Source organism: Sorangium sp. So ce406, assembly GCF_051474675.1.
In the GTDB taxonomy this organism is placed as follows: Bacteria; Myxococcota_A; Polyangia; order Polyangiales; family Polyangiaceae; genus Sorangium; species Sorangium cellulosum_G.
This window is the reverse complement of the sequence record NZ_CP150340.1, coordinates 6,561,583-6,586,370: the sequence shown is the minus strand read 5'-3', so window position 1 is coordinate 6,586,370 and position 24,788 is coordinate 6,561,583. Positions and strand designations below refer to the sequence as shown.

Here is a 24,788-nt window from a genome sequence, read left to right as displayed (position 1 = left end):
ACGCACGGTTTGCGCGTGGCGCGTTCTCCGGGCGCCGGCGGATCTCCGGTGAGCCGCGGCGCGCAGGTCGCAATCCGCCGGCGTCCCAGGGGCGCTCCGCGTGGCCCGGGCCTTGCGAACGCGGACGGAGCGCCATGCCCATCAGTGCTCTCGTCATCACCCTTGCCGACGAACCCAGCGCGCGTGAGCGCGCGTGTCGCTCGCTCGCCGGAGAGGCCGCGCTCTCGCTCGGGCCTCCGTCCGGCTCCCGGCTGCCCGCGGTCGCCGAGACGGAGTCGCTGCTCGAGGGGGCAGAGCTCCTGGAGCGGGTGCTCCTCATCGATGGAGTGGACTTCGTCGATCTCGTGTCGGTCGACTTCTCGGATCAGGAGGCGTGATGGAGCGCCGTGACGTGCTGAAGTACGCCGCGATGGGCGCGGCGACCGTGGCCGCGAGCCGGCTCGCGCTGGGCAAGGACGGGGTCGCCGCCGCCGAGGCGGCGCCCGCGGCGCGCGTCGCCTCCGACGTGGTGTGGGACAAGGCGCCGTGCAGGTTCTGCGGCACCGGCTGTCACGTGCAGGTGGGCGTGAAGGGGGGCCGGGTGGTCGCTGTCGCGGGCGACCAGAGCGCCGACGTCAACAAGGGCCTGCTCTGCGTGAAGGGGTACCACGTCGGCCTCGCCCTCTACGGCAAGGACCGCCTCACGCGGCCGCTCCTCCGCAAGAACGGCAAGCTCGAGCCGATCGGCTGGGACGAGGCGATCGAGATCATCGCCAGGCGCGCGATGCAGAACCCGGCCGGCTTCGCGCTGTACGGCAGCGGCCAGTGGACGATCCCCGAGGGGTATGCCGCGAACAAGCTCGTGAAGGCGGGGATCGGGAACAACCAGATCGACCCGAACGCGCGCCTCTGCATGTCGTCGGCGGTGACGGGCTTCCTCTCGACCTACGGCGTGGACGAGCCGGCCGGCTGCTACGAGGACCTGGACAGGTGCGATGTCCTGATCATGTGGGGCAACAACCCCGCCGAGATGCACCCCGTGCTCTTCTCGCGCGTCGTCGACCGGCGCTCGCGCGGCGAGCAGGTGCTCCTCATCGATCTCACGACGCGGCGCACGCGCACCTCGGCGTTCTGCCAGCACACGCTCTATTTCAAGCCGAACACCGATCTTGCGATCGCGAACGGCATCGCGCACCTGCTCGTCGAGCGCGGGACGTTCGACCGGACGTTCGTCGAGAAATTCTGCAACTTCCGCCAGCGGACCGAGCCGGCGACCCTCGACGGGCGGCCGATGAGCTTCGAGGAGTACAGGAAGGCGCTCGCCGAGTACACGCCGGAGCGGGTGGAGGCGATCTCGGGGGTCGCCGCGAAGGACATCCGGATGCTGGCGGATCTCTTCGGGCGCCGCGACCTGCGGATCACGAGCCTCTGGTGCATGGGGATGAACCAGCACACCCGCGGCACGGCGATCAACGATCTGGTGCACGGCGTTCACCTGCTCAGCGGCCATTTCGGCAAGCCCGGCGACGCTCCGACCAGCCTGACCGGCCAGCCGTCGGCCTGCGGCACGGTGCGCGAGGTCGGCACCCTCGCCCACGGGCTCCCTGGCGGCCTCGTCGTCACGAACGGCGAGCACCGGCAGAAGGCGGAGCACCTCTGGAACCTGCCCGAGGGGCGGATCAACCCGAAGCCCGGCTACCACACGGTCGACCTGTGGAAGCGCTTCTCGACGCCGAAGGAGCAGGGAGGCGACATCGACACCATCTGGGTGATGGTGACCAATCCAGGCCAGTCGCTGCCGAACACGAACGAGCTCTTCGACGCGAGCCGCAAGATCCCCGGCAAGTTCCTCATCGTGTCCGACGTCTACCCGACGGCCACGGTGCGCGCCGCGGATCTCGTCCTGCCCTCGGCCATGTGGGTCGAGAAGAACGGGATGTTCGGCAACTCCGAGCGGCGCACACAGCAGTGGTTCAAGATGGTCGATCCGCCCGGCGAGGCGCGGGCCGATGGATGGCAGATCATCGCCGTGGCGCGCAAGCTCCACGACATGGGCTTCGCCGGGATGAAGGACAGGGACGGGCGTTTCCTGTTCGACATCCGGAAGGACGGCAAGGAGGTGCCGGTCTGGGACTACAGGCACTATCACGACGTCAACGTCGACGAGCACCTCTTCGAGGAGTACCGCAAGTTCACCCGCTACAAGCACAAGGATCTCGCGCCGTACCGCGAGTACGTGAAGGCGCGGGGCCTGCGCTGGCCCGTGGTCGAGCTGCCCGACGGCTCGTGGCGGGAGACGCGGTTTCGCTTCTCGCGGTTCGACGATCCCTATGCCACGAAGGACGAGATCCAGTTCTATCACTCGGTGACCAGGGACGACCGGGCGCTCATCTGGTTTCACCCCTACGAGCCGCCGCCCGAGTCGCCCGACGCCGACTATCCCTTCTGGCTGTGCACGGGCCGCGTGCTCGAGCACTGGCACACGGGCTCGCTCACCATGAGGATACCCCAGCTCCAGCGGGCGATGCCGCAGTCGTACCTGGAGATGAACCGCGAGGACGCGCGGAAGCTCGGGGTCGGCGACGGCGACGTCGTGATCCTGGAGAGCCGGCGCGGCGCGCTCGAGCTGCCGGTCTGGATCGAGGGGCGTGGCGCGCCCCCGCCCGGCACGGTGTTCGTACCCTTCTTCGATGAGACGGTCATGGTGAACCGCGCGACGCTGGAGGCGCACGATCCGCTCTCGAAGCAGCCGGACTACAAGAAGTGCGCGGTCCGGATCCGGCGCAAGCCGCAGGGCAGGAAGGGAGAGGCGCGATGACGAGCGCCCGCAGCCTGCACGTCGGCCTGGCGGCCGTCGTCGCCGTGACGGCGGTGGGCTTCTTCTCGGGGGTCCGCGGCACGGATCAGGGGGTGGCGGCGCTGCGCGGCGATTCGCCGCCGCCCGCCGCGAGCGTCGAGGCGCGCAGCTATGCCGACATGCGGGAGCGCGCGCACGGCCCGAACGCGGGCATGTACGAGGGCGCCTTCGCCCGGCTGGAGGCGGCGCACGACGGCCTTTACGCGCCGGTGGAGCAGTCGGAGGCCGACCGCGACGCGGCGCTCGATCGGCGCGCCACCCGCCGCGCCTATGATGGCGCGCCGCCGACGATACCGCATCGCATCGAGCAGCTCGGCGCCCCGGATTGCCTGTCGTGCCACGAGAGCGGGCTGCGCGTCGCGAACCTCACCGCGCCCAGGATGAGCCACCGGCGGTACGAGAGCTGCACGCAGTGCCATGTGGTCGGCGATGACCCGAGGCCGCTCGCGGCGACGCCGCCGGCGCCCGACAACAGCTTCGCGGGCCTGGCCTCGCCGCGGCGAGGCGCGCGCGCCTACGAGGGCGCGCCGCCGACGATCCCGCACCCGACGCTGATGCGCTCGGAGTGCGCGAGCTGCCACGGTGTCCACGGCGCGCTCGGCATGCGCTCGACCCACCCCTACCGGCAGAGCTGCACGCAGTGCCATGCTCCCTCGGCCGAGCTGGATCAGCGCGCGCCGACGCCTCTCTCGGCGTGGCCTCCGCCGAGCGCGGGAGCGGACAGGCCATGATCGCCGAGCGGCCGAGGATGCGCCGGCGGGATCTGTTCCGGATCTTCTCGCCGAGCGCCGAGGCGCCGCCGACGGCGGCCGTTGCGCCGGCGGCGGCCGTTGCGTCGGCGGCGGCCTTCTCGCTCGACGCGTTCTATGCGCAGCGGGCGGGCTCCGGGGCGATCACCGGGGAGACGATTCCCACCTTCGGGATCACCGCGCCCGCCGACGCGCCCGCGCCGTCGTCACGACGGGGAGGGGCGGGGTGCGCGCTGCCGCCCGCCGCTGTCCCGCGGCTCTTGCCGCACGCCTGCATCGCGCTCGAGTCGTTCTGCGCGGTGTGCGTGGAGCGCTGTCCGGCCGAGGGCGCGCTGGTGATGGAGCTCGGGCGACCGAGGCTCGATGAGGAGAGGTGCACCGGCTGCGGCCGCTGCGTCGAGGTCTGTCCCGCGCCGGTGCGCGCCTTCTCCGTCGTTCCGCGCGCCTTACCGCAGGGAGCTATGCGCCATGCTTGAGACGGAGATCGGTCCCGAGATCCCGCTGCCGCCCTTGCAGGAGGCGGTGCTCGATGAGGCGACCCTCGATCAGCTCTTCCTCGACATCGCGGCGGCCGCGGAGCGCGTCTCGGTGTCGCTCAAGGCGGGCGCGACGGCCAGGGCCGGAGACCTCCCGCGGGCCGGGAGCGGGGGCGACGAGCTCGCCGTCGCTCGTCGGGCGCTCGGCGACGGGACGGCGCTCGGCGTGCAGATACGCTATCGCTTCGCGGGCTCGGCGTGGTGCGACACGCTGCTCCGGCTGCCCTCCGGCGTGCGCCTCGTGCGCGTCCGGATCGAGGACGCCCTCGGGTAGTGCGTTGCGACGGCGCGGCTCCGTGGGGTGAGAAGAGGAAGAGAATCAACCACAGAGGCACAGAGGGCACAGAGGGGAGAAGAGAAAGAGGGATGGAACTGCGCTCTGTGATGGTCTGTTCTCATGGGCAGAGGCAGGGAAACGTGTCCTGCGGGCGTCGCGCGGCTCCGCCTCAGAGGCCCACGGCGGCGCGGAAGAACTGGCCCTCTCCCTCGATGGCGTAGCTCCCCGAGGCGAACGGGACGAAGATGGATCCGCCCTGGCGGAGATCGCGGGCGACGCCGCGCGCGTCGGTCAGCGACGCCCGTCCGCGGGTGCACAGCACGATCTCCGGGCCGCGCCGGTCGACGGCCCTCCAGGTCGACGCGGCGTCGAGCTCGATGCGGGAGAGCAGGAACTCCGGCGCGGGGGTGTCGTAGAACAGCTCTGCGCCGACCCGGCGCGGCGCGACGGGCTCGACGCGCCACGGAGAGAAGTCGAGGACGCGCACGAGCTCGTCGACGTCGACGTGCTTCGGCGTGAGCCCGCCGCGGAGCACGTTGTCGGAGCTCGCCATGATCTCGATGCCGACCCCGTGCACATAGGCGTGCAGCCGGCGCGGCGGCAGGTACAGCGCCTCGCCCGGCTCGAGGTGAACGTCGTTGAGCAGGAGCGCGATCACGACGCCGATGTCGCCCGGGTAGAGCTCGTGCAGGCGGAGCGCCCAGCCGCAGGCCCGCGCGAGCCAGCCGCTCGCCTGCGCGCGCGCCCGGCACGCCTCGACGACCGACGAGACGACCTCCCGCCGCGCCGCCGGGCCGAGGGCGAGGAGGCCCTGGAACAGCCGCGCGACGGCGGCCGCGTCGACCGGCGCGGCGCCGCGCGGGACGAGCGCGTCGGCCGGACCTCCGGAGAGGAGCGCGAAGACCTCCGGCAGGGCGGCGGCCGGACGGAAGCCGCAGAGCGCGTCGAACGGGGTGAGCGCGCAGATGAGCTCGGGCTTGTGATGCGGGTCGCGGTAGGTGCGCTCGGGGGCGTCGATGGGAATGGCGGCCGCGTTCTCCGCGTCGAACCCGCGCCGCGCCTGCGCCTCGTCCGGGTGCGCCTGCAGCGACAGGGGCTGGTCGGCCGCGAGCACCTTGAGCAGGAAGGGGAGCCGCGCGCCGAAGCGATCGACCGTGGGCCCGCCCAGAAAGGCGTCCGCGCTGCGGGCGATGGCGTCGATGAGGCGCTCTCGGTTGCCGTCGAGCTCGATGCTCGACGAGGCCGCCGGGTGGGCTCCCATCCAGAGCTCCGCTTGCGGCTTATCGGAGGGGCCCTGTCCGAGCAGCGTCGCGATGGCCTCTCGCGAGCCCCAGGCGTACTCCTGAACACGGTTCTCGAGCGGAAACATGGGCGGCTCCTGTGAGGGCCACCCTACAGGATGGCTCCGGGAAAGTCAGCGATCGAGCACGTGAGCGATGCCGCTCTCCAGCGTCGCCCGCGTGACGATGCTGGAGAGATCGGCGCCGAGGTCGACCAGCGTCTGGGCGATCTTCGGCTGGATGCCCGTGAGGATCACGGTCGCGCCGAGCAGCTTCACCGCCTGGGCCGTCCTGAGCAGCGCGTTCGCGACCTCGGTGTCCACGACGGGCACGCCGGTGATGTCGAGGATCACCTTCCCTGCCTCATGGGTGACGATGCCGGTGAGCAGCGTCTCCAGGACGCGCTGCGCGCGGCGCTGGTCGACGTTGCCGATCAGCGGCATGACGATGACGCCCTTCGCGATCGGCATGAGCGGCGTGGAGAGGGCGCGCAGGCTCATCTCCTGGGCGCGGATGATCTCGGCCTGGAGCAGCCGGTTCTCCTCCTCGGCTCGCCTGGAGCTGCTGATGTCGGTCGAGATGCCGCAGATGCCCTGGAGCTCCCCGTTCGCGTCCCTGATCGCGAACTTGATCACGGCGAAGTGGCGGAGCTGCCCGTCAGGCAGGGCGGCGCTCTCCTCCCACTCGATCGTGCGGCCCGTGGTCAAGGCCTCGGAATCGGAGGCGAGGAACGCATCCGCGCGCTCTCTCGGGAAGAGCTCGTGATCCGCCTTCCCGGCGACCTGGTCCCACGTGAGGCCTGTCCAGCGCAGGAAGTACCCGTTGGCCAGGATGTAGCGTCCCTCGGTGTCCTTGACGAAGAACATCATGGGCGCGGCCTCGACGACCGCGCGGAGCAGGTCGACGGCCTGGCGCATCGCGTGCTCCCGGCGCTGCTCCCCGTCGGCGTCGGGGCACGCGGCGCGCTGCGGCGATCCAGGCAGCGAGCTGGGATCAGGCTCACGCCGCGCGAGCGCCTGCCGCAGCTCGGCGAGCTCGCGGCGGAGCTGCTCGTTCTGCGCTCTCAGGGTCTCGTTGTCGCGCTGCAGAACGTCCCGGGGTGTATCGTCCTCAGCCATGCTCAGCTCGCCTCGCATCGTATGCTCCGCTGGCCGCTTCGGCCTCCTTCCGGAACGGGCGGGCGAATCGACACGCACGTAAGCGCGTCGTGCAGATACTGTCAAGGCTGTTCCCTCCGCGGCAGCCGGGCGGGTTGCGCGCGGTCGAGCGATGCGCGCGACGGTGAAGCGGCAGAGGCTGCGGCGCTGGAGAACGCACGGACGGCGTAGTTGGCCACGATGGATCGGCTGTCCGCCGTGCTCCGCGACGCGGGCGCGCGGGGGACGATATTCGTTCTTCCCGCCTCACGCTGGGTGAGTATTCCAGGGAGCACCGCACCTGCCGAGGTGGCGGGCCTCGGGATCGTGGAGCCGCTCCGGATCCACGAGTGACGAGATGCGGTCCCTTCGCGCGGACCTCAGGGGCGGCGGCTGGAAGGGGATGATCGGTGAGGACGTCCTGGTGGGGGAAGCAGCGGGGCTCGGCGGACGTGAAGGAGACGTTCGGGATCGAGCCGCTCGGCGTCCGAGGCGGCGCGCGGCTCCGGCTTTACGGGATCCGGCGAGCGCTCTAGGCTCGCCGCATGACGACGACGAAGGACGACGCGAGGTTCACGCCCATCCTTGCGAGGCTGCGCAACGCCGTGCTGGCCTACCCCGAGGCGGTGGAGGAGTTTCCCTGGGGCGACCGCGTCGCCAAGGTGCGCGGGAAGATCTTCGTCTTCCTCAACACCCACGAGGGGAAGCTCACGGTGACCGCCAAGCTCCCCGAGTCGGGCGAGGCCGCGCTCATGCTGCCGTTCGCGGAGCCGACCGGGTACAACCTCGGCAAGAGCGGGTGGGTGACAGCGCGCTTCGGCCCGAAGGACAAGGTACCCGAGGGGATGCTGCTCGAGTGGATCGAGGAGAGCTATCGCGCGGTGGCGCCGAAGCGAGCGCTGCAGTCGCTGGGCGGCGCGGCCGCGGGGGCGGGGAAGAAGGCCTCGGCGGCGGAGAAGACAGGCGCGGCGAAGGCGGCGGCTGGGAAGAAGGGGGCGAAGGCGGCAGCTGGGAAGAAGGGGGCGGCGAAGGCGGCGGCTGGGAAGAAGGGGGCGGCGAAGGCGGCGGCTGGGAAGAAGGGGGCGGCGAAGGCGGCGGCTGGGAAGAAAGGCGCGGCGAAGGTCGCGGCGGTGGAGAAGAAAGGCGCGGCGAAGGTCGCGGCGGTGGAGAAGAAAGGCGCGGCGAAGGTCGCGGCGGTGGAGAAGAAAGGCGCGGCGAAGGTCGCGGCGGTGGAGAAGAAAGGCGCGGCGAAGGTCGCGGCGGTGGAGAAGAAAGGCGCGGCGAAGGTCGCGGCGGTGGAGAAGAAAGGCGCGGCGAAGGCCGCGACGGCGGGGAAGAAGGGCGCGGCAAATGGCGTGGCGGCGAAGGCCGCGGCGGCGGGGAAGAAGGGCGCGGCCAAGCGCGCCGAGGTGAGCAAGGGAGGAGTGAGGGCCGCGGCGGAGAAGAAGGGGACGGCCGTCAAGAAGGCGCCGCTGGTGAAGCCCGCAGCACCGGGGAAGAAGGCAGCGCCGGTGCAGCGAACCCAGCCCACCCGGAAGCGGGGTTAGCGGAGCGCTCTCGCGCGCTCACGTCTGCTCGCGCACGGAACGACATCGATGCGGCAAAGCGACCAATCCAGGGAAGCGTCATCCGCTTCGCGAGGGCCTGCTGTCGGGCGCCCGGCGCCGCGCTGGCGCCGGCTGCGGGCCGTCGTGCTCGCGAGCGCCGCGCTCTACCTCCTCGGGGTCGCCGCGGTCTGGCTCGCCCTGCCCCGCCTGGGTGACCGGTGGTGGCCAGCGACGCTCTTCCTGTTCGGCCCGCGCCAGGTCATCGCGCTGCCTCTGCTCGTGATCGTGCCCGCCGCGCTGCTCGTGCAGCGCCGCGCGCTCGTCCTGGCGGCCCTGGCGTCCGCGATCGTGGTCTGGCCCATCCTGGGGTTCACGGTCTCGCTCCGGGCCCTCGTCGGCGGGGCGGAGCGCGGTGACCTGCGGGTCGCCTCGTTCAACACGGCGAGCCGCCCCCTGACCATGGATCGACTCAAGGGCTTCGTGGCCGAGACCCGGCCCGATGTGCTCGCGCTGCAGGAGTGCGCGACGCCCGAGCCGGAGCTGACAGCGGCCTTTCCGGGGTGGTTCGTCCACGTCGACCGTGGGATGTGCCTGGTGAGCCGGCATCGACTTCTCGAGGTAGAATCCCGGGATCGGCGCGATGTGTGGAATGCAGGAGGCCACGGCGCCATCCTCCGTTATACGATCGCGCTGCCGGACCGCGCGGCCGCTGCCGCGCCGGTCGGCTCGCCCGGTCCGGGCGCCGCCGCAGCCCCGGGCGCGCAGGATGCGCCGCAGCGAGCCGAGCACACGCCCCCCGGGACGCGCGCCTTCAGCCTGCTCAACCTGCACCTGGAGACGCCCCGCGACGCGATCGAGGCGCTGATCCACGGCCTGTGGAAGCAAGCCGCGGAGCACGACCGGGTGATCGCGCTGCGCGCGTGGGAGTCCGAGCTGGCGAGGCAATGGGTCGACGAGGCGCCTCATCCGGTCATCATCGTCGGCGATCTCAACATGCCTGTCGACAGCGCCATTTACCGCCGCTTCTGGGCGGGCTTCGAGAACGCGTTCTCGCGCGCCGGGCTCGGGTTCGGCGCGACGAAGCGGACGCGCTGGTTCGGCATTCGCATCGACCACGTGCTCGCCGGTCCGGGCTGGACGACCGAGCGCGCGTGGATCGGCCCGGAGCTCGGCTCGGATCACCTCCCCATCCTCGCCGACCTGCGCTGGACCGGTGGCGGGCCCGGGGGAGACGCCCAGCGCTAGAGTCCATCTATAAATTTTCAATCCTGCCATCGCGGCCGCTGGCGGCCGCGCGACCTGACGGCGGAGCCGCCTTGTCGCGCTCAGGAGTGACCCCGCCCACATCAAGCGTGGAGTCGCGACGCCAACGGACCCACCCAGCGAGGTCGACTCCGATTTGTGAGCCGTGGCGCCGCGCGAGAGGCACTGTTGCGCGGAGGGCTGCTCCACGGTGCGAGCGCTCGCTCCACAGGGAGGAGCCGCGCGCCGCCATGGCGCGATCCGGCAAAGGGCAACGAGCCAGGAGCAAGGCGTAACAAGCAGAAGCGTCTGTCCCGCGTCGCGCCTGACGCGATGTAGGAGCACCAGGGGCCTCCGTGGGGCGCTGCCTGACGTCCGAGATGCCCAGAGAAAAGTTCACCTCGATCGCACATCATGGGGAGTTGAAAATCATGTTTCGAGACCTGACAGGAGTGTGTTACTAGTTCCATATGCTTCTTTCCCCGCTCCCGGAGGGCGTCTCCGGGGTTGCGGGTGTTGTCGGCGTTACTTGGCCAGGAACTGGTCGCGAGTCGGTACCTTACGATCGGCTCCCGCGATGCTCGCCACCTGCGGCCTCACCGGCCCGTTGACTGGTCCCGGGCGTCCGGGCCTGCTCGGCCCCGTGGAGGCCAGAAGAGCGTAGCGCGAGGGACTGTCTTGCTCCGACTCACCAGATCTCCTGGCGTTCCCTGGGAGGACGAGATGAAGAGCTTGCTTTGGGGGATGGTTGCGGATTCAGGCTTCCGGTTCGGGCTGTGCGTCGCCGCGGTGCAGGCGGCCATGCTGTGCAGCTGCGTGGCATCGTCGGAGGACGCGGGGCAGGGCGAGGTGGTCGAGAGCGAGCTCACGGACGAGGAGGCGTTCGCGGCGAGCACGAGGCCGGTGGACGCGCACGGCCGGCTCCAGATCGTGGGCAAAGAGCTGAGGAACCAGCACAACGTACCGGTCCAGCTCAAGGGCATGAGCCTGTTCTGGAGCCAGTGGGGCGGCGCGTTCTACAACGCGAGCGTCGTCAACTCGATCGCTGACAACTGGGGCGCGACCGTCGTGCGCGCCGCGATGGGCGTCGAGTCGGGCGGGTACCTCACGAACCCGACGGCCGAGAAGAACAGGGTGAAGGCCGTCGTCGACGCGGCGATCGCCAGGGGCATCTACGTGATCATCGACTGGCACGATCACAGCGCCCAGGATCACAAGGCGCAGGCCCAGGACTTCTTCCGGGAAATGGCGACGACCTATGGGAGCCAGCCCAACGTCCTGTTCGAGATCTACAACGAGCCGGACGGCGAGCCCTGGAGCACGATCAAGCCCTACGCGACCGACGTGATCCGCACGATCCGCGGCGCGGGCTCGAACAACGTGATCATCGTCGGCACGCCGACCTGGTCGCAGGACGTGGACATCGCCGCCAACGACCCGATCACCGGGTTCACGAACATCGCGTACACGCTGCACTTCTACGCCAACACGCACAAGGAGAGCCTGCGCGCCAAGGCGAGGACGGCGATGGACAAGGGCCTGGCCCTGTTCGTGACCGAGTTCGGCACCTGCGACGCCTCGGGGAACACCGGGCTCAACCTCGCCGAGTCTCAGACCTGGATGAACTTCCTGAACGCGAACAAGATCAGCTGGGCCAACTGGTCGCTGTTCGACAAGAACGAGACCGCCTCCGCGCTCGTCCCCGGCGCCAGCACCACCGGTAGCTGGCCGGACTCGCAGCTCACCGAGTCGGGCAAGTGGGTCAAGGCGAGGATGCTGGAAGGCAGCGGCGGCGCGGGCGGCGGCAGCAGCACGAGCAGCAGCAGCAGCACGAGCAGCAGCAGCAGCGGGACGGGCGGCAGCGGCGGCGCGGGCGGCGGCGGCGGCGCGGGCGGCGGCGGCGGCGGCACGACCTCGGGCTTCCAGTTCACCGTGTCCCCGAGCATCAACCGGTGGTGGATCCAGGTGAAGGTCGTCGAGCCGGGGTACAGCATCACCCGCGTTACCGCACGGGTGAAGGACACCACATACACCCTCGAGCCCAAGCCAGACTGGGGCGTGGGCGAGTTCGCCATCAGCAAGGAGGTCCCCTCCGGCACGGAGGTGGTCTTCACGGCCACCGACAATCGAGGCGTCTCCGCGACCTTCAAGTCCAAGCCCTGGCCGTGAAGCCCCGCGCGCAGCCCAGGTAGCCTCGGTAGCTCAGTAGGCCCCGCTCGGGACCTCCCTCGTTACCAGCTCAGTCCCTCGAACGACGGTAGGCCCCCGGAGAGGGTGTTCGCGGCGCGGGGTGGGGGATGGGCCGATGTCTGAGCCTTCGACATGAGTCATCCGGCTTGCCGGATGACTCATGTCGAAGGCGAGTTCGGCGGGGCCCCCACCCCGCGCCGCGAACACCCTCTCCGGGGGCCGGGCCCATCGGAAGCTCAGCGCCGGGCGGCCGGCCCGGACGCGGAAATGGGCCCGCCCACCGCGGTGCGGAGCTCGGCCAGCGCCGTCCGGTAGTCGCGCACGAGGCGAAGGAGCTTGACGCGCGCGGCGTCACGGCGCTCTTCGAGGCTCAACGCCTCCAGCACATCGATCTTCCGGCTGTCGAGCGCGCGCGCGACCTCGACCCCGGCGCGCTCGGCGGCCGGGAGCGCGCGGGCCCTGAACTCCTCGACCAGCGCCCCCGCCGCGCGCGCCTCCCGGAGCCGATCACGCACCTCCCGCGCGACCCGCTGGACCTCCGCGGCGAGCGTGCGCTCGGCCGCGACCGCGTCCGCGTCCGCGGCCTCGATCGCGCTCGAGTGCGTGTCGAAGAGCGGCAGCTCGATCCCGGCCTCGAACGTCCAGCCGAGCGGGTCGCGCGTGGCGGGCGTGAACTCGTAGCCGACCTCGATGTACGAGAGCCACGGCCAGCGCTGCGCGCGCGCGACCGAGCCCTGCGCGTCCGCGGCGTCGACCTCGGCGGCCGCGAGCGCGATCTCAGGGCGGCTCCGTAGCGCCGCCTCGATCAGCGCGTCCTCGGGCAGGAGCGCGACGGGCGGCGCCGACCCGAGCGGCTCGCCCACGAGGCGCACCGGCGCGTCGGGGTCGAGCCCGACGCGCTCGAGCAGCGCCCCGAGCGCGGCCCGGCGGCGCGCGCGCGGCTCGGCGCTGTCCTCCGTGGCCACCGCGGCCGCCAGCGCCGCCATCGCCTCGTCGACGGCCGTCCCGTGCGCGGCGCCGACCAGCGCTCGCTGCTCGTCCGCGAGCTTCCGGCGCGTCGCGGCGGCCGCGTCGAGCGCCTCGATCTCGGCGTCGATCAGCAGCACGTCGTCGAACAGCCAGCGGACCTCGGCCTCGAGCTCGAGCTCCGCGGTCCGCGTCTCTGCGCGCGCGACGGCCACCTCCGCGCGCGCGGCGTCCGCGGTCGCCCCGGCCTCGCCGGGCCTGGGCGGGCGCACGCGGACGCCAGCGCTGATGCGCGGCACGCGGTCGAGATACTGATCGAGGCGGATCTGCGAGATGCGGATCTCCGGGTTCCGGTAGGTGCCCGCCGACTCGGCGTCGACGCGCGCCCGGGCCGCGACCTCGCGCGCGCTCATCGCCGCGATCGTCCCGCTCCGCTGCTTCGCCATCGCCACCGCGTCGTCCGCGGTGAGCTCGCGCGGCGCGGCCCCGCGCGCCGCCGCGCGACCCGCGCCCTCGCGCGCGCTCGCCTCCGCCTTCCCCGCGCGGTACAGCGCGACCGCGCGGTCGCCCGCCTCGAGGTGCGCCGGCGCAGCGCAGGCCGCGAGCGAGAGGCACGCGAGGGTCGACAGCGCGGACAGCGCCCGAGCGCCGCTCAGCCCTGCCACGGCAGCTCCAGGAACGAGGGCACCTCGGCGCCGGTGTCGAACACGACGATCAGGTTGCCGGACGACAGCGACAGCGAGACCCCCTCCGGCTTCAGGCCCGGGAAGCGCCGCACGAGCAGGGGCGAGAGGACGCCGGCCTGGGGGCGCGGGACGCGGAAGAGCGCCCCCGCGTCGCCGTCGGCGGTGGACGGCGTCGACGTGATCGCGAGCGAGCCGTCCGGGAGGAAGCACAGATCGGAGATCCCGCCCGGCGTGGGCGCGCCGCCGAGCTCGACGTCGACGCGCGCGCGCGCCCACAGCGAGAGCCCGGCGCCCTCGAGCCGCTTCGCCTCGAAGAGCGCGCGCGGCGCGTCGAGCTTCCAGACGAGCGCGTTGCCCTGCGCGTCGAGCGGCGACTTGAGCCCGAAGTAGAGCGCGCCGTCCCGGTAGGCCATGCCTTCGATCTCGAGCGGGCGCGTGCCGCCCGGCAGCCCGAGCCCCGCGAGGACCGCGGGGCCCGCCGCGTCGAGCAGCTCCGCGAGGTGCACCTCGCCGTCGACGCGGAAGCCCCGGCCGTCCGGCTTCAGCCGGAGCAGCGCGGTGCGCGCCGTCTTGCGCTTGCCCTTCGCGCTGTAGCCCTGGGACGAGAGCAGGTACACGTCGCCGCCGTCGCCCGCCGTGATCGACTCGATGTCGACGAGCTGCTTCACGCCGGTCACCGGCACCGGATCCGGGGCGACGGCGCCGGCGGCGGACATCGCGAACAGCCAGGGCGCGCCCTCGTCGTCCTCGTCCTTGTGGCCCGTGTCGTCGCTGACGAGCAGGTACCGCCCCTCAGCGGGGCGGGGCAGGACGCCGGACGGCTCGAAGCGCGTCCGCTGCCGCAGCGCGGCCGGGACCGCCATGCGGAGCGCCTCGGCGCCGGCGCGCTGCGCCGTCGCGGGCACGACCGGCGACCCCGACGCCGCGGGGGCGCCCTGCGCGGCCTGCGCGGCGGGCACGGCGGGCAAGCCCGGCGCGTCGGGCAAGCCCGGGCCGCCGGGCGCCGTCGAGCGCTCGAAGGTGACCTCGAACGCCTGGCCGGCGAGCAGATCGACCGGGTGATCGAGCGCGATCTGGACGTCGCGGCCCCACGCCGGGAGGTTCAGCGAGGCCCAGCAGCGCGTCGGCAGCTCGAGCACCACCGGGCCGACCGTGACGGCCCTGCCGGTGAGCGGCGCCCCGCTCCGGCCGCGCACCCAGGCCTTCGCGACGTCGCCCGCCTGGACGTCGAGCGCCGCGCGCTCCGGGACGCAGGCGACGAGCCGGCCCCGCGAGCTGACGATCTCGACGATCGGATCGCCCGGCACGGCCACGTCGCCCGGCCGCTTGCGGATCGCGGCGACGCGCCCGGCGTGCGCCGCGCGCAGCACGGTCTGGGAGCGCAGCATCTCGAGCTGCTCGATCTCCCGCCTCGCCACCGCGAGATCCGCCTCGATCTTCGCCGTCTGCGGGCCCGCCTGCTCGCGGAGCTTCCTCCGGCGATCCTCGGCCGCCGCGATCTGCGAGCGCAGGAGCTGGATGGTGCGGGGCTTCTCGCGCGCGACCGCCGCGACGCCCGCGCGCTGCACGTCGAGCGAGCCGAGGTCGTCGATGCTCGCCTGCCGGTCCTCGACCATCCGCTTCACCCGGGAGATCTCGCCGGCCAGCACCTCGCCCTCGGCGCTCGCGCGGCGCTGCTCTTCGACCTCCCGCGCGAGATCGCGCTGCAGCCCCTCGACGTTCGTCGCGATCTCCTCCTCGAGCCGCGCGAGCTCCGCGGGGATCATCGCCTGGAGGCGCGCCTCCTCGGCGCGCGCCAGCGCGAGCTCCGCGTCGACCGAGCCGCTGTCGAGCGCGACGATCACCTGACCCGGCGTCACCTCGGCCCCGATCTCGACGTCGATCGACCTCACGCGCCCGACCTCGACCGCGGCGATCGCCTCGATGTCGGACTGCGCGAAGGCGAGGATGCCGTCGCTCGGCCCCGCGGAGAAGTAGAGCCAGGCCGCGAGGCCGAGGGTGCCCGCCATCGTCAGCGCGGGGACGGCGGAGGAGATCGCGGATCGAGTTCGCCCGGAGATGTTCATCAGAGGTCCAGCGTCGGTTCCTGGAGCATCAAGCTCACGTCCTCCACCCCGGGCACGCCCTGCAGGCTGGTCACGAGGCGGACGCGCAGGTCGGGGTGGTGCACGCTGATCTGGTAGGCGTGCTCCATGACGGTGCCCTGCGCGGCCTCGCGCAGGGTCACGAGGGAGAAGCTGCGGCAGTGATCGCGGAGGATGGTCGTGATCGCGCTGGAGATGTCCGCGCCCGCCTGCCCGGCCGGCGCGACGAACCGGAGCAGCCCATCCGGCTGCTTGCGCGATCCGTAGCCGGTCACGTGGAGCAGCAGCGACGCGCCGGCGAACATCCCCGCCCCCGCGATCGCCGCGCCGTAGGCCTGCGCGCCGCTCGCCATGCCGATCGCGAGCGACGCGAAGACGAACACGACGTCGCGCGGATCGCGCATCGTGGTGCGGAAACGGATCGCCGTGACGCCCCCCGCGATCCCGATGCCCGCCGCGATGTTGTTGCCGACGGCGAGCATCAGCGTGCACGTGATGATGCTGCCCATGGCCATGCTCTGGACGACGGTCCGCGAGTACGAGAGGCCGCGGAACGTGAGCATGTACACGCCGGCGATGCCCTGCGTGAGCCCGAAGGCGACCAGGAGGGAGATGAGCGCCTTGCGCCACTCGACGGCCCCGCCGTGCGAGAGCGTCGCCAGCAAGTCCGTCACAGCTGAAGACCTCCCTCGAGCCGGGCCGAGCGCACCTCGGGGAGCGTGAGCTGCGCGGTGACGCCGTAGCAGTACTTGGAGAACGAGCGCCGCACGAGCTCGAGGCGCCGCACGAGCGCCGCCATCCACGCGGGCGGCCTGCGCTCGAACTTGAGCTCGAGGACGCAGACCGGCTCGTACGTCGATGTCTGCACGGGGTGGTCGACGGGGCGCCACCCCCCGCGGAGGGGCACATCGAGATCCAGCTTCTCCCGGCGCTGGCACACGATCTTCCGGTCGAACGTCACGCGCGCGTAGCGGTCGATCGTGCTCTCGTAGGCCTCGCGCTCGTAGTCGACGAGCAGCCTGGGCTTCAGGTCGTGGCGGTGGACCGCGGTGATGAACTTCTCCGCGCCCTTCCGCACGTGAGGCGGCAGCTTGTCGAGCACGGCGGGGCTGCCGCTCGTGAGCAGCTCTTGCCAGCCGTCCGCCGACACCGACGCGCGCGACTTGACGATCACATCCTGGACGCGGCGCTTCACCTCGAGGAAGACCGGGCTGCTCTTCCCGGGGTAGGAGCGAACCCGCACCTTGAAGCGATCCCGCTGCTCGCGGTCGTTGGCCCAGTAAAGATCGAACCCGGTCGTGTCGAGGTAGAGCGACCGGATGCGGTACACGCCGCGCTCGTCCGCGTACCGGTCCCGCCGGCCGACCGCGCAGGCCGTCGCGCGGATCTCCGGGACGAGCCGCTCGGGCACCAGGTACTTGAACTCGTATCGTTCGATGAGGTCCAAGAACGCCGCCCTCCTCGAGCGTGAAGGCGAGGCCCGCGGCGGCGCGGGCCTCGAGGATCAAAAGGCAATGCTCGCGTCATCGCCGCGAGCGTCACAAAATTGTTACTGTACAACAGTGATAATGACACAAATAACGCCGAGCGCCGCAAGCGGAATCCATCGCAAGACCCCGAGATCCCCGCGCTTTCCCCGCGGATTTCATTCGACGCGCACAGTTACAGCGCCAGCGCTGGCGCGGCGCTCAGCGGGGCTCGGCCTTACGCTGGCGTTGCTCGTGTCGGGCTGCCAGGGCTCGGGTTCGCCGGCGCCCCTGCGGACCTCCGGCTGCCCTCGTTGCGGCGCGGTCGCGCGGGTCGGCGACCTGCCGAAGGGCGATCTCGACGAGTGCTCGGGCCTGGTCGCGGGCGGGGCGCACCCGGACGCCCTTTATCTCCACAACGACTCCGGCGACGGCCCTCGCTTCTTCGCTATCGGGCTCGACGGCGCGCTGCGCGCGGAGATCGAGGTGGCCGGCGCGGCGGCGGTCGACTGGGAGGACGCCGCGCGGGGCCCGTGCAGCGCCGGCGGGGGGAGCTGTCTGTTCTTCGGCGATATCGGGGACAACGACCGCGAGCGCGATCGCTATGCGCTCTACGAGGTGAGGGAGCCCGACGCGCTCGAGGGAGCGCCGCGCTCGCTGACCGCGGAGGTGATCCCGTTCGCGTATCCCGACGGGAGCGACAACTCGGAGACGCTGCTCGTCCACCCCATCACCGGGGCGTTCACCGTGGTGACGAAGGTCAAGAAGAAGGGCACGGCGGGCGTCTACGAGCTGACGGCGAGGCCCGCCGCGGGCGCCACCGCGACGCTCGTCCGGGCGGGCTCGGTCGAGGCGCCGACGGGGGACCCGAGCTTCACGGGAGGCGCCGTGCACCCGGACGGCACCGGCGTGCTGCTCCGCACCTATACGCACGTGTTCTTCTATCCGATGACACCGGACCAGACGGTGGCGGAGGCGCTGGAGGGAATGCCGTGCGACATGCCGGTGGCCGACGAGGAGCAGGGCGAAGCGATCGCGTGGCTGCCCGGCGGATGGGACTACGTGACGATCGGCGAGGGGGGCGAGGCGCCGATCCACCGCGTCTCCTGCGAGGCGCCCTGAGCGCCGCGCGCCGGGCGCGGAGCCGCGGGCGGTCGCCGGAAGCGGGCGCGCGCGCGAAGCACGTGAGTTCCTCCCGCCATAGCGCGCAGTCGGCCGACTCGGTCCCTCCGACATGGTTCGCGCTCATCTCGTTGAACTCGAATCGTCCGTTGATCCCGATGCCGCTGACGTGGGCACAGGACACACGCCGTCCGCGCCGTCGCCGGTGAGCATGGTAAGGATCCGGCTGTTGTGGTAATATTTGCCATGATTGTAATCTATGCCTCACGTCGCGCGCGCATGGTGTTGCTGAGCCTGGCGCTCCTTGGTTGCGGCGACAGCGAGGACGACGGCAAGAGCAGCGGAGACCCCGGCGCCACGAGCAGCGGCGCCGGCGGGGGAGCGGGGAGCGGGGGTGACGGCGGGAGCGGCGGCGGCCCAGCCGCGCTCGATCCGCGCGTCGAGGCCTGTTTGCGGATCAACGCATGTGACGCGGACGGCGGGACGCCGGTGGGACTCCATGCTTGCCTGGGTCACGCGCTCGACGAGCGGTGGGCGTGGGCGACCCTCGGTCCGAGGCGGCTCGGCCTCGCGGCCATGCAATGCAAGCTCGCGGCGACCGACTGCGCCGGCGTCCGCGCGTGCACGCCGGCGGCCGGGAGCTTCGCCGCGGCGTGCAGCGAGAAGGCCGGCTCCGACCTGTGCGAGGGCGATACGTGGGTGTTCTGCGACGACCTGGGCGCGCCGATCGCCGCGATGGACTGCGCGGCGGCCGGGCTCTCCTGCATGTCCGACTTCGTCGCCGGATGCGGGGCCGAGCCGTGCGACTACGCCACCACGCCGTCGGCGTGCGATCCCGAGGACAAGGACGTGCTCATCGAGTGCAGCGCCGCCGGCTTCCTGACCCGGGTCCACTGTCCGAGCCAGTACAACCTGGTGCGGGTGAACGGCCGTGAGGGGGACGAGGTCTTCACGATCGCGGGGGAGACCTGCGGCCACGACGAGCAGCGCGGCGCGCTCGGCTGCGTGGGCACGGGCGAGGCGTGCGGCTTCTTCTCCCAGCGGTGCGACGGCGCGGTGCTCGAGACCTGCGCGGGCGGCAAGCTGGGGCGCCGCGACTGCGCCGCCGAGCAGCCGGAAGGCCAGGGCTGCGGCTTCATCCAGAGCGGGCAGCTCGCCGGCGCGGCCTCCTGCGGCCTCGTCGGCGGCGCGTGCGATCTCGGCAGCGACGAGGCGTGCGACGGCGCGGTCCTCCGGTTCTGCGACGGGGGGACGCCGGCGGCGATCGACTGCCGGGCCGCGGGCTACACCGGCTGCGCCGCGACCGAGCAGGGTGGGCGCACGGTCGCTTACTGCACGCCGTGACCCGGGCCGCGGAGGTGCGTGATCGCGCATCTCGGATTTCCTGAAGAGCGACGGGAGCGCTGTGCGATGGTGGCTCCGCTCGCCGTCCGTGCGAAGGGAACAGCCCTGATGACGGAGCGGTGCTGTACGCTCTCGCGACCCATCTTCACGCCTGGTAGTGGCCGCTCGGAACGAACCGCATGCTCAAGGTGCCCGATCTCCTCGCCGTCCTCCACCAGATCGTGCGACGGGCCATGGCCATCTCTCCTCGCGCGCCGCGCGGCAGCCTGCTGATCCGCGAGGGCCGCCGCTTCGTCGTCAGGGCGCTCATCGGGGCTGACCGCCCGCGTGACCCTGCGCCGTACATGCCCGCCGCCGCGGCGCTCACCGACGACGCGGCGCTCGTCCCCGAGGCGGCGCCCGAGGCGGCGCGCGGGATCTGCGTCGTCGCCGCGCGCGCGTGGTACCGGGCGTTCCTGCCCGCGCCGATCGAGACGCGCGGCGCCGTCCCAGAGGGCGCCGGCGTGCTGGTCGCGCCCGTCCACGCGTGCGGCGCGCCGGTGGGGTACCTCGCGGTCGAGCAGCCGACCCTGGCGTCCCCGGACGACGAGCGCCGCGCCATGATCGAGGTCATCGCGGACGCCGCCGGAGACGCGCTGGAGCGCAACAGGCTCTACGACGACAAGGCGAGATCGGCGCAGGAGATCCGCCTGTTCGAGCGGCTGATGAGCGCGGTGGGGACGACGGTCGAGCTGCACGACCTCATCGAGACCATCGCCCACGGCATCAAGAGCGTGCAGCTCGATCCGGAATGGAAGGCGGTGGAGCTCTGGGCGCTCGAGGAGGACAGCATCCGGGACGGCGCGGCGCCGGCGCGCGGCGATCGCCGCGCCCGCGTGTACCGGGCGCCGTCGTCGGAGCCGACGACCTACTGGCAGAACATCCGCGCCGGCGCCGTCAGCGCCGGGCGCCCCCTGGGCATCACCGTGGACTTCCGGACCGGCCACGGCGGCGGCGGCGAGGGCTCCCAGCGCGCCCTGCTCGACGAGGCGATCCGCCGGCGCGTGTCCGGCATCCTCATCGCGCCCGGCAACCCCGAGAACGCGGAGGAGGCGTTTCGACAGGCGGCGGAGGCGTCCATCCCGGTCGTCGTGATCGACACGCCGCCGATCCAGGGCAGCCGGGCGCAGCTCTACATCGGGACGGACAACGTGGCGTCGGGCAGGCTCGCGGGCGAGATGATGAAGCGGCTGCTCCCGGACGGCGGCGTCGTCGCGGCCCTCGGCGCCGTGGACCTCGCGCGGAACGTCCACGAGCGCGTGGAGGGCTTCCGCGCCGCGATGCTCGGGTCGAGCATCACGGTGCTGCCGACGATCGGGTGCGACTGGGACCTCGCGGCCGGGACGCGGCTCGCCACGGCGGCGCTGGAGGCGCGGCCCGACATCGCCGGCGCGTTCGGGGCCGCCGCGGACAACGGGCCGTCCTGGGGCTTCTCCGCGGGGGCCCTCGGCAGGAGCGGGGATCTCAAGATCGTCGGGTTCGATCTCATGGCCAGCACGGTCGCCCTGCTCCGGCAGGGCGCGATCCACGCGACGATCGTCCAGCGCGAGTACGACATGGGCTTCCTGGGCGTCGAGGTGCTCCACCGGATGATCTCGCGGGGGATCGCGCCCACCGCCGCGGAGCTGCCGCCGTCGCGCGTCGTGCACACCGGCGTCGATTGCGTCACCCTCGAGCAGACGCCGTGGTCCACGACGCTGAGCGACTACCTCACGCGCGAGGCGTCCCGCCGCGTCGACAACGAGCTGGCCGGCCGGAGCGCGTCCGGCGGTGATCCGACCGAGGTCATGCTGATCGGGTTCCCGCCGCCGTCGCGCGCCGTCATCGAGGCCGAGGTCACGGTCCCGGCGCGCTCGCTGGTGGGCCGCGCGCTCGAGGCGGGGAGCCCGCTCGTGATCGACCCGGACGAGGGCGACGCGGGCGCGGAGGCGGCGCTGCCCGCGGTCCACGCCGGCGCGCGCACGGTCGTGGCGCTGCCGCTCCAGGCCCGGGGCAGCGTGCTCGGCGCCCTCGTCCTGAGCAGCGACCGCGCGGGAGCGTGCGGGCGGGACGACGTGTCGTTCCTGGTCCGCGTCGCCGGCACGGTGGCGGTCGGCGTCGAGAACGCGCGGCTCTTCCGCCGGATCTCCGAGCGGAGCGCGGAGCTCGAGCGCGCCAACGAGCAGCAGGCGGCGATGCTCGAGACGATCCGCGAGCTCTCGAGCCCCGTCGTGCCGATCGCGGACGGCATCCTGGTGATGCCCCTGGTGGGCGTCATGGATGCCGAGCGCTCCAGCCACTTCATCGCGTCGATGCTCCGCGAGATCGACGCGAAGAGGGCGCGGGTCGTGCTGATCGACGTCACCGGGATGGCGATCGTGGACGCGGCGGCGGCGTCGCAGCTCGCCCGGGCGGCGCAGGCGGCCGCGCTGCTCGGCGCCGAGGCGGTGCTCGTCGGCCTGCGGCCGGGCGCTGCGCAGATGATGGTCGCTGAGGGGCTCGACATCGGCGCGATGGTGACGCGCAGCAACCTGGCGCACGGCTTCCGGTACGCGCTGGCGCGGACGCGCGGGCGCGGCTGAACGTGGCTGAGCGCGGCGGGCCGCGACCGCGTCACCCCGTGTCGGCGGTGGGCGGCGCGTCGATCGGGCGCGGCGCCGCGGCGCGCGCGTCGTCGGCGCGCCGCGCGCGCCGCTGCGCCTGGACGATGTGCACCACCTGGTCGAAGACGACCGCCACGAGGATGACCGTGCCGATGATGATGAACGTCCAGTTCGGGTCGAGGCGCCAGATGCGCCGCACGCCGCCGTCGACGTAGCGGACCTGGAACATGTTGATGCCGTTGTCGATGACCCGCATGATCGCCGAGCCGATGAGGATCCCGAGCGCGCTGCCCTCGCCGCCGCGCAGCGAGCAGCCCCCGAGCACGGCGCCGGCGATCGCGTAGAGCTCGTAGCCCATGCCGACCAGCTGCGACATCTGGCCGATGTACGACGCGTAGCAGACGCCGGCGATGCCGCCGGTCGCGGACGAGATCACGTAGGTCAGGACCTCCACCTTGCCCACGTCGATGCCCGAGTACTCGGCGGCCTCGCGGTTGCCGCCGAGCGCGTACATGTAGCGCCCGAGCACGGTGAAATGCAGCACGTACGCGCCGGCGGCGAGGACCGCGAGGAAGATGACGAGCGGGTACGGGATCAGCGCGTCGCCGCCGACGCGCAGGAGCCCGCCGTTCGCGAGGTCGAGGAACGGCGAGTCGCCGAAGCTCAGCGTGCCGCCCTCCGCCACCGTCTGCGAGACGCCGCGCACGAGGAGCATGCCGCCGAGCGTGACGACGAACGGCTGCAGCTTGAGCCGCGTGATCAAGAGCCCCTGCGCGAGCCCCACCAGCACCGCGGCGGAGAGCGCCGCCGGGATGCCGACCCAGAGCGGGTAGCCCAGGCACCCCATGCCGGTCGACGAGATCTTCGCGATGAGGACGCCCGTGAGGCCGATGACCGAGCCGATCGACAGATCGATGCCGCCGCTGATGATGACGAACCCCATGCCCATGGCGAAGATGCCGAGCATCGAGATCTGCCGCGCGGTGTTGACGACGTTCGACTGGCCGAGGAAATCGGGGTTGGAGATGTAGAGCCCCGCGCACATCAGGACGAGCACGAGGCTCATGCCCAGCTCACGTCTCATGCCGTCACGTCTCCTTCCGCGCCTTCCGCTGCGGCGTCTTCCGCTCTCCCGGTCATCAGCGAGGCGAGGCGCTGCTCGGTGAGCCGCTCGCGCGGGAGCACGCCCGTGATCCGCCGCTCGTGCATGACGACCACGCGATCGCTCATGCCGAGCACCTCCTCCATGTCGGAGCTGACCATGAGCAGGGTGATCCCCTCGTCGGCCAGCGCGGCCATGTGGCGGTAGATCTCGGCCTTGGCGCCCACGTCGATGCCGCGGGTCGGCTCGTCGAGGATGAGGACGCGGGGGCTCATCGACAGCCATTTCCCGAGGACGACCTTCTGCTGGTTGCCGCCGGAGAGGTTCACCGCGCGCTGATCGAGCGTCGGCGTCCTGACGCGGAGGCGATCGACCTCGGCGCGCGCCGCGCGGCGCTCGGCCTCTCGGAGGAGCCGTCCCCATCGGCTGTAGCGCGCGAGGTTCGGCAGCGACGTGTTCTCGACGAGGGTCATCGGGAGGACGAGCCCGTGCCGCTTGCGATCCTCGGGGGCGAGGCACACACCGCGGTCGATGGCCTCGCGCGTCGTCCGCGGCAGGTAGGGGGCTCCTTCGAGCGTCATCGCGCCGCCGAGCGCGCGGGTCGCCCCGAAGATCGCCTGCATCAGCTCGGTGCGGCCCGAGCCGACCAGCCCCGCGAACCCGAGGATCTCCCCGCGCAGCGCGGTGAAGCTCACGCCCGCGGGCGCGCCGGGTACGACGAGATCGCGCACGACGAGCACCGGCTCGCGCGGCGGGCGCGCGCGCTTCTCGGGGAAGTAGCGGCCGCTGAGCTCCCGCCCGACCATCATGGCGACGATCTTGTCGTGCGTCGCCGCGGCTCGCGGCAGGTCGCCGACGTGGCGGCCGTCGCGCAGCACGGCGATCCGGTCGGCGAGGCTCATCACTTCCTCCATGCGGTGAGAGATGTAGATGATGCCGATCCCCTCGGCGCGGAGCTTCCGGACGATCGCGAAGAGCTCCGTCGACTCGCCCGCGGTGAGCGACGACGTCGGCTCGTCCATGACGATGATCCGCGCGCGCTCCGCGAGCGCCTTCGCGATCTCGACCATCTGCATCTGCCCCGCGGTGAGCGCCGAGACGGGCGTGGTCGGCGGCAGCGGGAGCCCGACGCGCTTCATCAGCGCCGCGGCCCGCGCGTTCAGCGCGTCGCGCTTCACCGGGGCCAGGAGGCCGCGCGACCCCTCGTTGCCGAGGAAGACGTTCGCGGCGATGTCGAGGTTCGGCGCGAGCATCAGCTCCTGGTGGATCAGCGCGACGCCGAGCCGCTTGGCCTCGCGCACCCCGCGCAGCGCGACCGGCGCGCCGTCGATGAGGATCTTCCCCTCGTCGGGGGCGAGCGCCCCGCCGAGGATCTTCATGAGCGTGCTCTTGCCTGCGCCGTTCTCGCCGACGAGCGCGAGCACCTCCCCGGCGCGGAGGGAGAGCGACACCCCGGCGAGCGCGGTGACCCCGGGGAAGCGCTTGACGATCCCGCTCATCGCGAGCAGCGGGGGAGCGTCCTCGTGGGGGGCAGGGTCGGCGGTGAGCGTCATCCAGAGGGGTGGGGCGGCCCGGGCGAGGGGAGGGCCTCGCGCGAGCCGCCC

Annotated in this window: 21 protein-coding genes; 13 read left to right on the top strand and 8 right to left on the bottom strand. The window is 72.2% G+C overall.

Annotated elements, in window-relative coordinates:
* Positions 1-134 precede the first annotated feature (134 nt).
* From WME96_RS24240 to WME96_RS24220, 5 genes are read left to right on the top strand one after another with little or no spacing between them, the layout of a single operon-like run.
* Positions 135-377 (top strand): hypothetical protein, encoded by a 243-nt coding sequence (locus WME96_RS24240; RefSeq protein WP_437283960.1) that lies wholly within the window; start codon positions 135-137, stop codon positions 375-377.
* Positions 377-2,797, top strand: a complete 2,421-nt coding sequence (locus tag WME96_RS24235; protein WP_437283959.1) for a molybdopterin-dependent oxidoreductase — start codon at positions 377-379, stop codon at positions 2,795-2,797. Before WME96_RS24240 ends, WME96_RS24235 begins: the two co-directional genes overlap by 1 nt.
* Entirely contained in the window at positions 2,794-3,567 is a 774-nt protein-coding gene (locus WME96_RS24230; RefSeq protein WP_437283958.1) for a diheme cytochrome c precursor, read from the top strand. The genes WME96_RS24235 and WME96_RS24230 overlap by 4 nt, the downstream gene beginning before the upstream one ends.
* The gene (locus tag WME96_RS24225) at positions 3,564-4,061 is read left to right on the top strand and encodes a 4Fe-4S dicluster domain-containing protein (RefSeq protein ID WP_437283957.1); all 498 of its coding nucleotides are present in this window, start codon (positions 3,564-3,566) and stop codon (positions 4,059-4,061) included. Before WME96_RS24230 ends, WME96_RS24225 begins: the two co-directional genes overlap by 4 nt.
* Positions 4,054-4,395 carry a hypothetical protein gene (locus tag WME96_RS24220; RefSeq protein ID WP_437283956.1) on the top strand — a complete coding sequence of 114 codons (342 nt, stop codon included), beginning with the start codon at positions 4,054-4,056 and terminating at the stop codon, positions 4,393-4,395. The genes WME96_RS24225 and WME96_RS24220 overlap by 8 nt, the downstream gene beginning before the upstream one ends.
* A gap of 172 nt (positions 4,396-4,567) precedes the next feature.
* Here the strand turns inward: WME96_RS24220 and manA are convergent, their stop codons facing one another.
* Both manA and WME96_RS24210 read right to left on the bottom strand, forming a co-directional pair.
* The gene (gene manA / locus WME96_RS24215; protein ID WP_437283955.1) at positions 4,568-5,767 is read right to left on the bottom strand and encodes a mannose-6-phosphate isomerase, class I; all 1,200 of its coding nucleotides are present in this window, start codon (positions 5,765-5,767) and stop codon (positions 4,568-4,570) included.
* 45 nt (positions 5,768-5,812) lie between these two features.
* Positions 5,813-6,796: a PAS domain-containing protein gene (locus tag WME96_RS24210; RefSeq protein ID WP_437283954.1), complete on the bottom strand. Its 984-nt coding sequence runs from the start codon at positions 6,794-6,796 to the stop codon at positions 5,813-5,815.
* Positions 6,797-7,015: 219 nt separating this feature from the next.
* Here WME96_RS24210 and WME96_RS24205 point away from each other — a divergent pair, with 219 nt between their 5' ends.
* The 5 genes from WME96_RS24205 (at position 7,016) to WME96_RS24185 (ending at position 11,772) form a co-directional block, all read left to right on the top strand.
* Entirely contained in the window at positions 7,016-7,168 is a 153-nt protein-coding gene (locus tag WME96_RS24205) for a hypothetical protein (protein WP_437283953.1), read from the top strand.
* Positions 7,169-7,224: 56 nt separating this feature from the next.
* Complete coding sequence (locus WME96_RS24200; RefSeq protein ID WP_437283952.1) at positions 7,225-7,350, top strand: hypothetical protein; 126 nt, start codon at positions 7,225-7,227, stop codon at positions 7,348-7,350.
* A gap of 9 nt (positions 7,351-7,359) precedes the next feature.
* Positions 7,360-8,361: an MmcQ/YjbR family DNA-binding protein gene (locus tag WME96_RS24195; RefSeq protein ID WP_437283951.1), complete on the top strand. Its 1,002-nt coding sequence runs from the start codon at positions 7,360-7,362 to the stop codon at positions 8,359-8,361.
* Between the two features lie 144 nt (positions 8,362-8,505).
* On the top strand, positions 8,506-9,606 hold the full coding sequence (locus tag WME96_RS24190) for an endonuclease/exonuclease/phosphatase family protein (protein WP_437283950.1): 1,101 nt from the start codon (positions 8,506-8,508) through the stop codon (positions 9,604-9,606).
* Positions 9,607-10,326: 720 nt separating this feature from the next.
* Positions 10,327-11,772, top strand: coding sequence for a glycoside hydrolase family 5 protein (locus WME96_RS24185; RefSeq protein ID WP_437283949.1), 1,446 nt, complete (start codon positions 10,327-10,329; stop codon positions 11,770-11,772).
* A gap of 257 nt (positions 11,773-12,029) precedes the next feature.
* Here WME96_RS24185 and WME96_RS24180 read toward each other — a convergent pair whose 3' ends face one another.
* The 4 genes from WME96_RS24180 to WME96_RS24165 are packed head-to-tail and all read right to left on the bottom strand — an operon-like array spanning position 12,030 to position 16,976.
* A complete protein-coding gene (locus tag WME96_RS24180) occupies positions 12,030-13,424 on the bottom strand; it encodes a TolC family protein (protein WP_437283948.1) in 1,395 nt (464 codons plus the stop codon).
* On the bottom strand, positions 13,412-15,511 hold the full coding sequence (locus tag WME96_RS24175; protein ID WP_437283947.1) for an HlyD family secretion protein: 2,100 nt from the start codon (positions 15,509-15,511) through the stop codon (positions 13,412-13,414). The genes WME96_RS24180 and WME96_RS24175 overlap by 13 nt, the downstream gene beginning before the upstream one ends.
* Positions 15,511-16,203, bottom strand: coding sequence for a DUF4956 domain-containing protein (locus WME96_RS24170; protein ID WP_437283946.1), 693 nt, complete (start codon positions 16,201-16,203; stop codon positions 15,511-15,513). Before WME96_RS24170 ends, WME96_RS24175 begins: the two co-directional genes overlap by 1 nt.
* Positions 16,200-16,976, bottom strand: a complete 777-nt coding sequence (locus WME96_RS24165; protein ID WP_437283945.1) for a VTC domain-containing protein — start codon at positions 16,974-16,976, stop codon at positions 16,200-16,202. Before WME96_RS24165 ends, WME96_RS24170 begins: the two co-directional genes overlap by 4 nt.
* Positions 16,977-17,250: 274 nt before the next feature.
* Between WME96_RS24165 and WME96_RS24160 the strand changes: the two genes are divergently transcribed.
* The 3 genes from WME96_RS24160 to WME96_RS24150 all read left to right on the top strand — a co-directional run bounded on the left by WME96_RS24160 (position 17,251) and on the right by WME96_RS24150 (position 22,061).
* A complete protein-coding gene (locus tag WME96_RS24160) occupies positions 17,251-18,117 on the top strand; it encodes a hypothetical protein (protein ID WP_437283944.1) in 867 nt (288 codons plus the stop codon).
* A 279-nt stretch (positions 18,118-18,396) separates the two neighbouring features.
* Positions 18,397-19,461 (top strand): hypothetical protein, encoded by a 1,065-nt coding sequence (locus WME96_RS24155; RefSeq protein ID WP_437283943.1) that lies wholly within the window; start codon positions 18,397-18,399, stop codon positions 19,459-19,461.
* Between the two features lie 179 nt (positions 19,462-19,640).
* Positions 19,641-22,061: a substrate-binding domain-containing protein gene (locus tag WME96_RS24150; RefSeq protein WP_437283942.1), complete on the top strand. Its 2,421-nt coding sequence runs from the start codon at positions 19,641-19,643 to the stop codon at positions 22,059-22,061.
* Between the two features lie 31 nt (positions 22,062-22,092).
* On the opposite strand, the gene WME96_RS24145 is transcribed toward WME96_RS24150, so the two are convergent.
* Together WME96_RS24145 and WME96_RS24140 are read right to left on the bottom strand one after the other, a co-directional pair.
* Positions 22,093-23,166: an ABC transporter permease gene (locus WME96_RS24145; protein ID WP_437283941.1), complete on the bottom strand. Its 1,074-nt coding sequence runs from the start codon at positions 23,164-23,166 to the stop codon at positions 22,093-22,095.
* The gene (locus WME96_RS24140) at positions 23,163-24,737 is read right to left on the bottom strand and encodes a sugar ABC transporter ATP-binding protein (RefSeq protein WP_437283940.1); all 1,575 of its coding nucleotides are present in this window, start codon (positions 24,735-24,737) and stop codon (positions 23,163-23,165) included. Before WME96_RS24140 ends, WME96_RS24145 begins: the two co-directional genes overlap by 4 nt.
* Positions 24,738-24,788: the final 51 nt, after the last annotated feature.

Coding starts and splice junctions, on each gene's coding strand:
- WME96_RS24240 (WP_437283960.1), top strand. CDS start 135: ATGCCCATCAGTGCTCTCGTCATCACCCTTGCCGACGAACCCAGCGCG.
- WME96_RS24235 (WP_437283959.1), top strand. CDS start 377: ATGGAGCGCCGTGACGTGCTGAAGTACGCCGCGATGGGCGCGGCGACC.
- WME96_RS24230 (WP_437283958.1), top strand. CDS start 2,794: ATGACGAGCGCCCGCAGCCTGCACGTCGGCCTGGCGGCCGTCGTCGCC.
- WME96_RS24225 (WP_437283957.1), top strand. CDS start 3,564: ATGATCGCCGAGCGGCCGAGGATGCGCCGGCGGGATCTGTTCCGGATC.
- WME96_RS24220 (WP_437283956.1), top strand. CDS start 4,054: ATGCTTGAGACGGAGATCGGTCCCGAGATCCCGCTGCCGCCCTTGCAG.
- manA (WP_437283955.1), bottom strand. CDS start 5,767: ATGTTTCCGCTCGAGAACCGTGTTCAGGAGTACGCCTGGGGCTCGCGA.
- WME96_RS24210 (WP_437283954.1), bottom strand. CDS start 6,796: ATGGCTGAGGACGATACACCCCGGGACGTTCTGCAGCGCGACAACGAG.
- WME96_RS24205 (WP_437283953.1), top strand. CDS start 7,016: ATGGATCGGCTGTCCGCCGTGCTCCGCGACGCGGGCGCGCGGGGGACG.
- WME96_RS24195 (WP_437283951.1), top strand. CDS start 7,360: ATGACGACGACGAAGGACGACGCGAGGTTCACGCCCATCCTTGCGAGG.
- WME96_RS24185 (WP_437283949.1), top strand. CDS start 10,327: ATGAAGAGCTTGCTTTGGGGGATGGTTGCGGATTCAGGCTTCCGGTTC.
- WME96_RS24175 (WP_437283947.1), bottom strand. CDS start 15,511: ATGAACATCTCCGGGCGAACTCGATCCGCGATCTCCTCCGCCGTCCCC.
- WME96_RS24155 (WP_437283943.1), top strand. CDS start 18,397: ATGGTGTTGCTGAGCCTGGCGCTCCTTGGTTGCGGCGACAGCGAGGAC.
- WME96_RS24150 (WP_437283942.1), top strand. CDS start 19,641: ATGCTCAAGGTGCCCGATCTCCTCGCCGTCCTCCACCAGATCGTGCGA.
- WME96_RS24145 (WP_437283941.1), bottom strand. CDS start 23,166: ATGAGACGTGAGCTGGGCATGAGCCTCGTGCTCGTCCTGATGTGCGCG.
- WME96_RS24140 (WP_437283940.1), bottom strand. CDS start 24,737: ATGACGCTCACCGCCGACCCTGCCCCCCACGAGGACGCTCCCCCGCTG.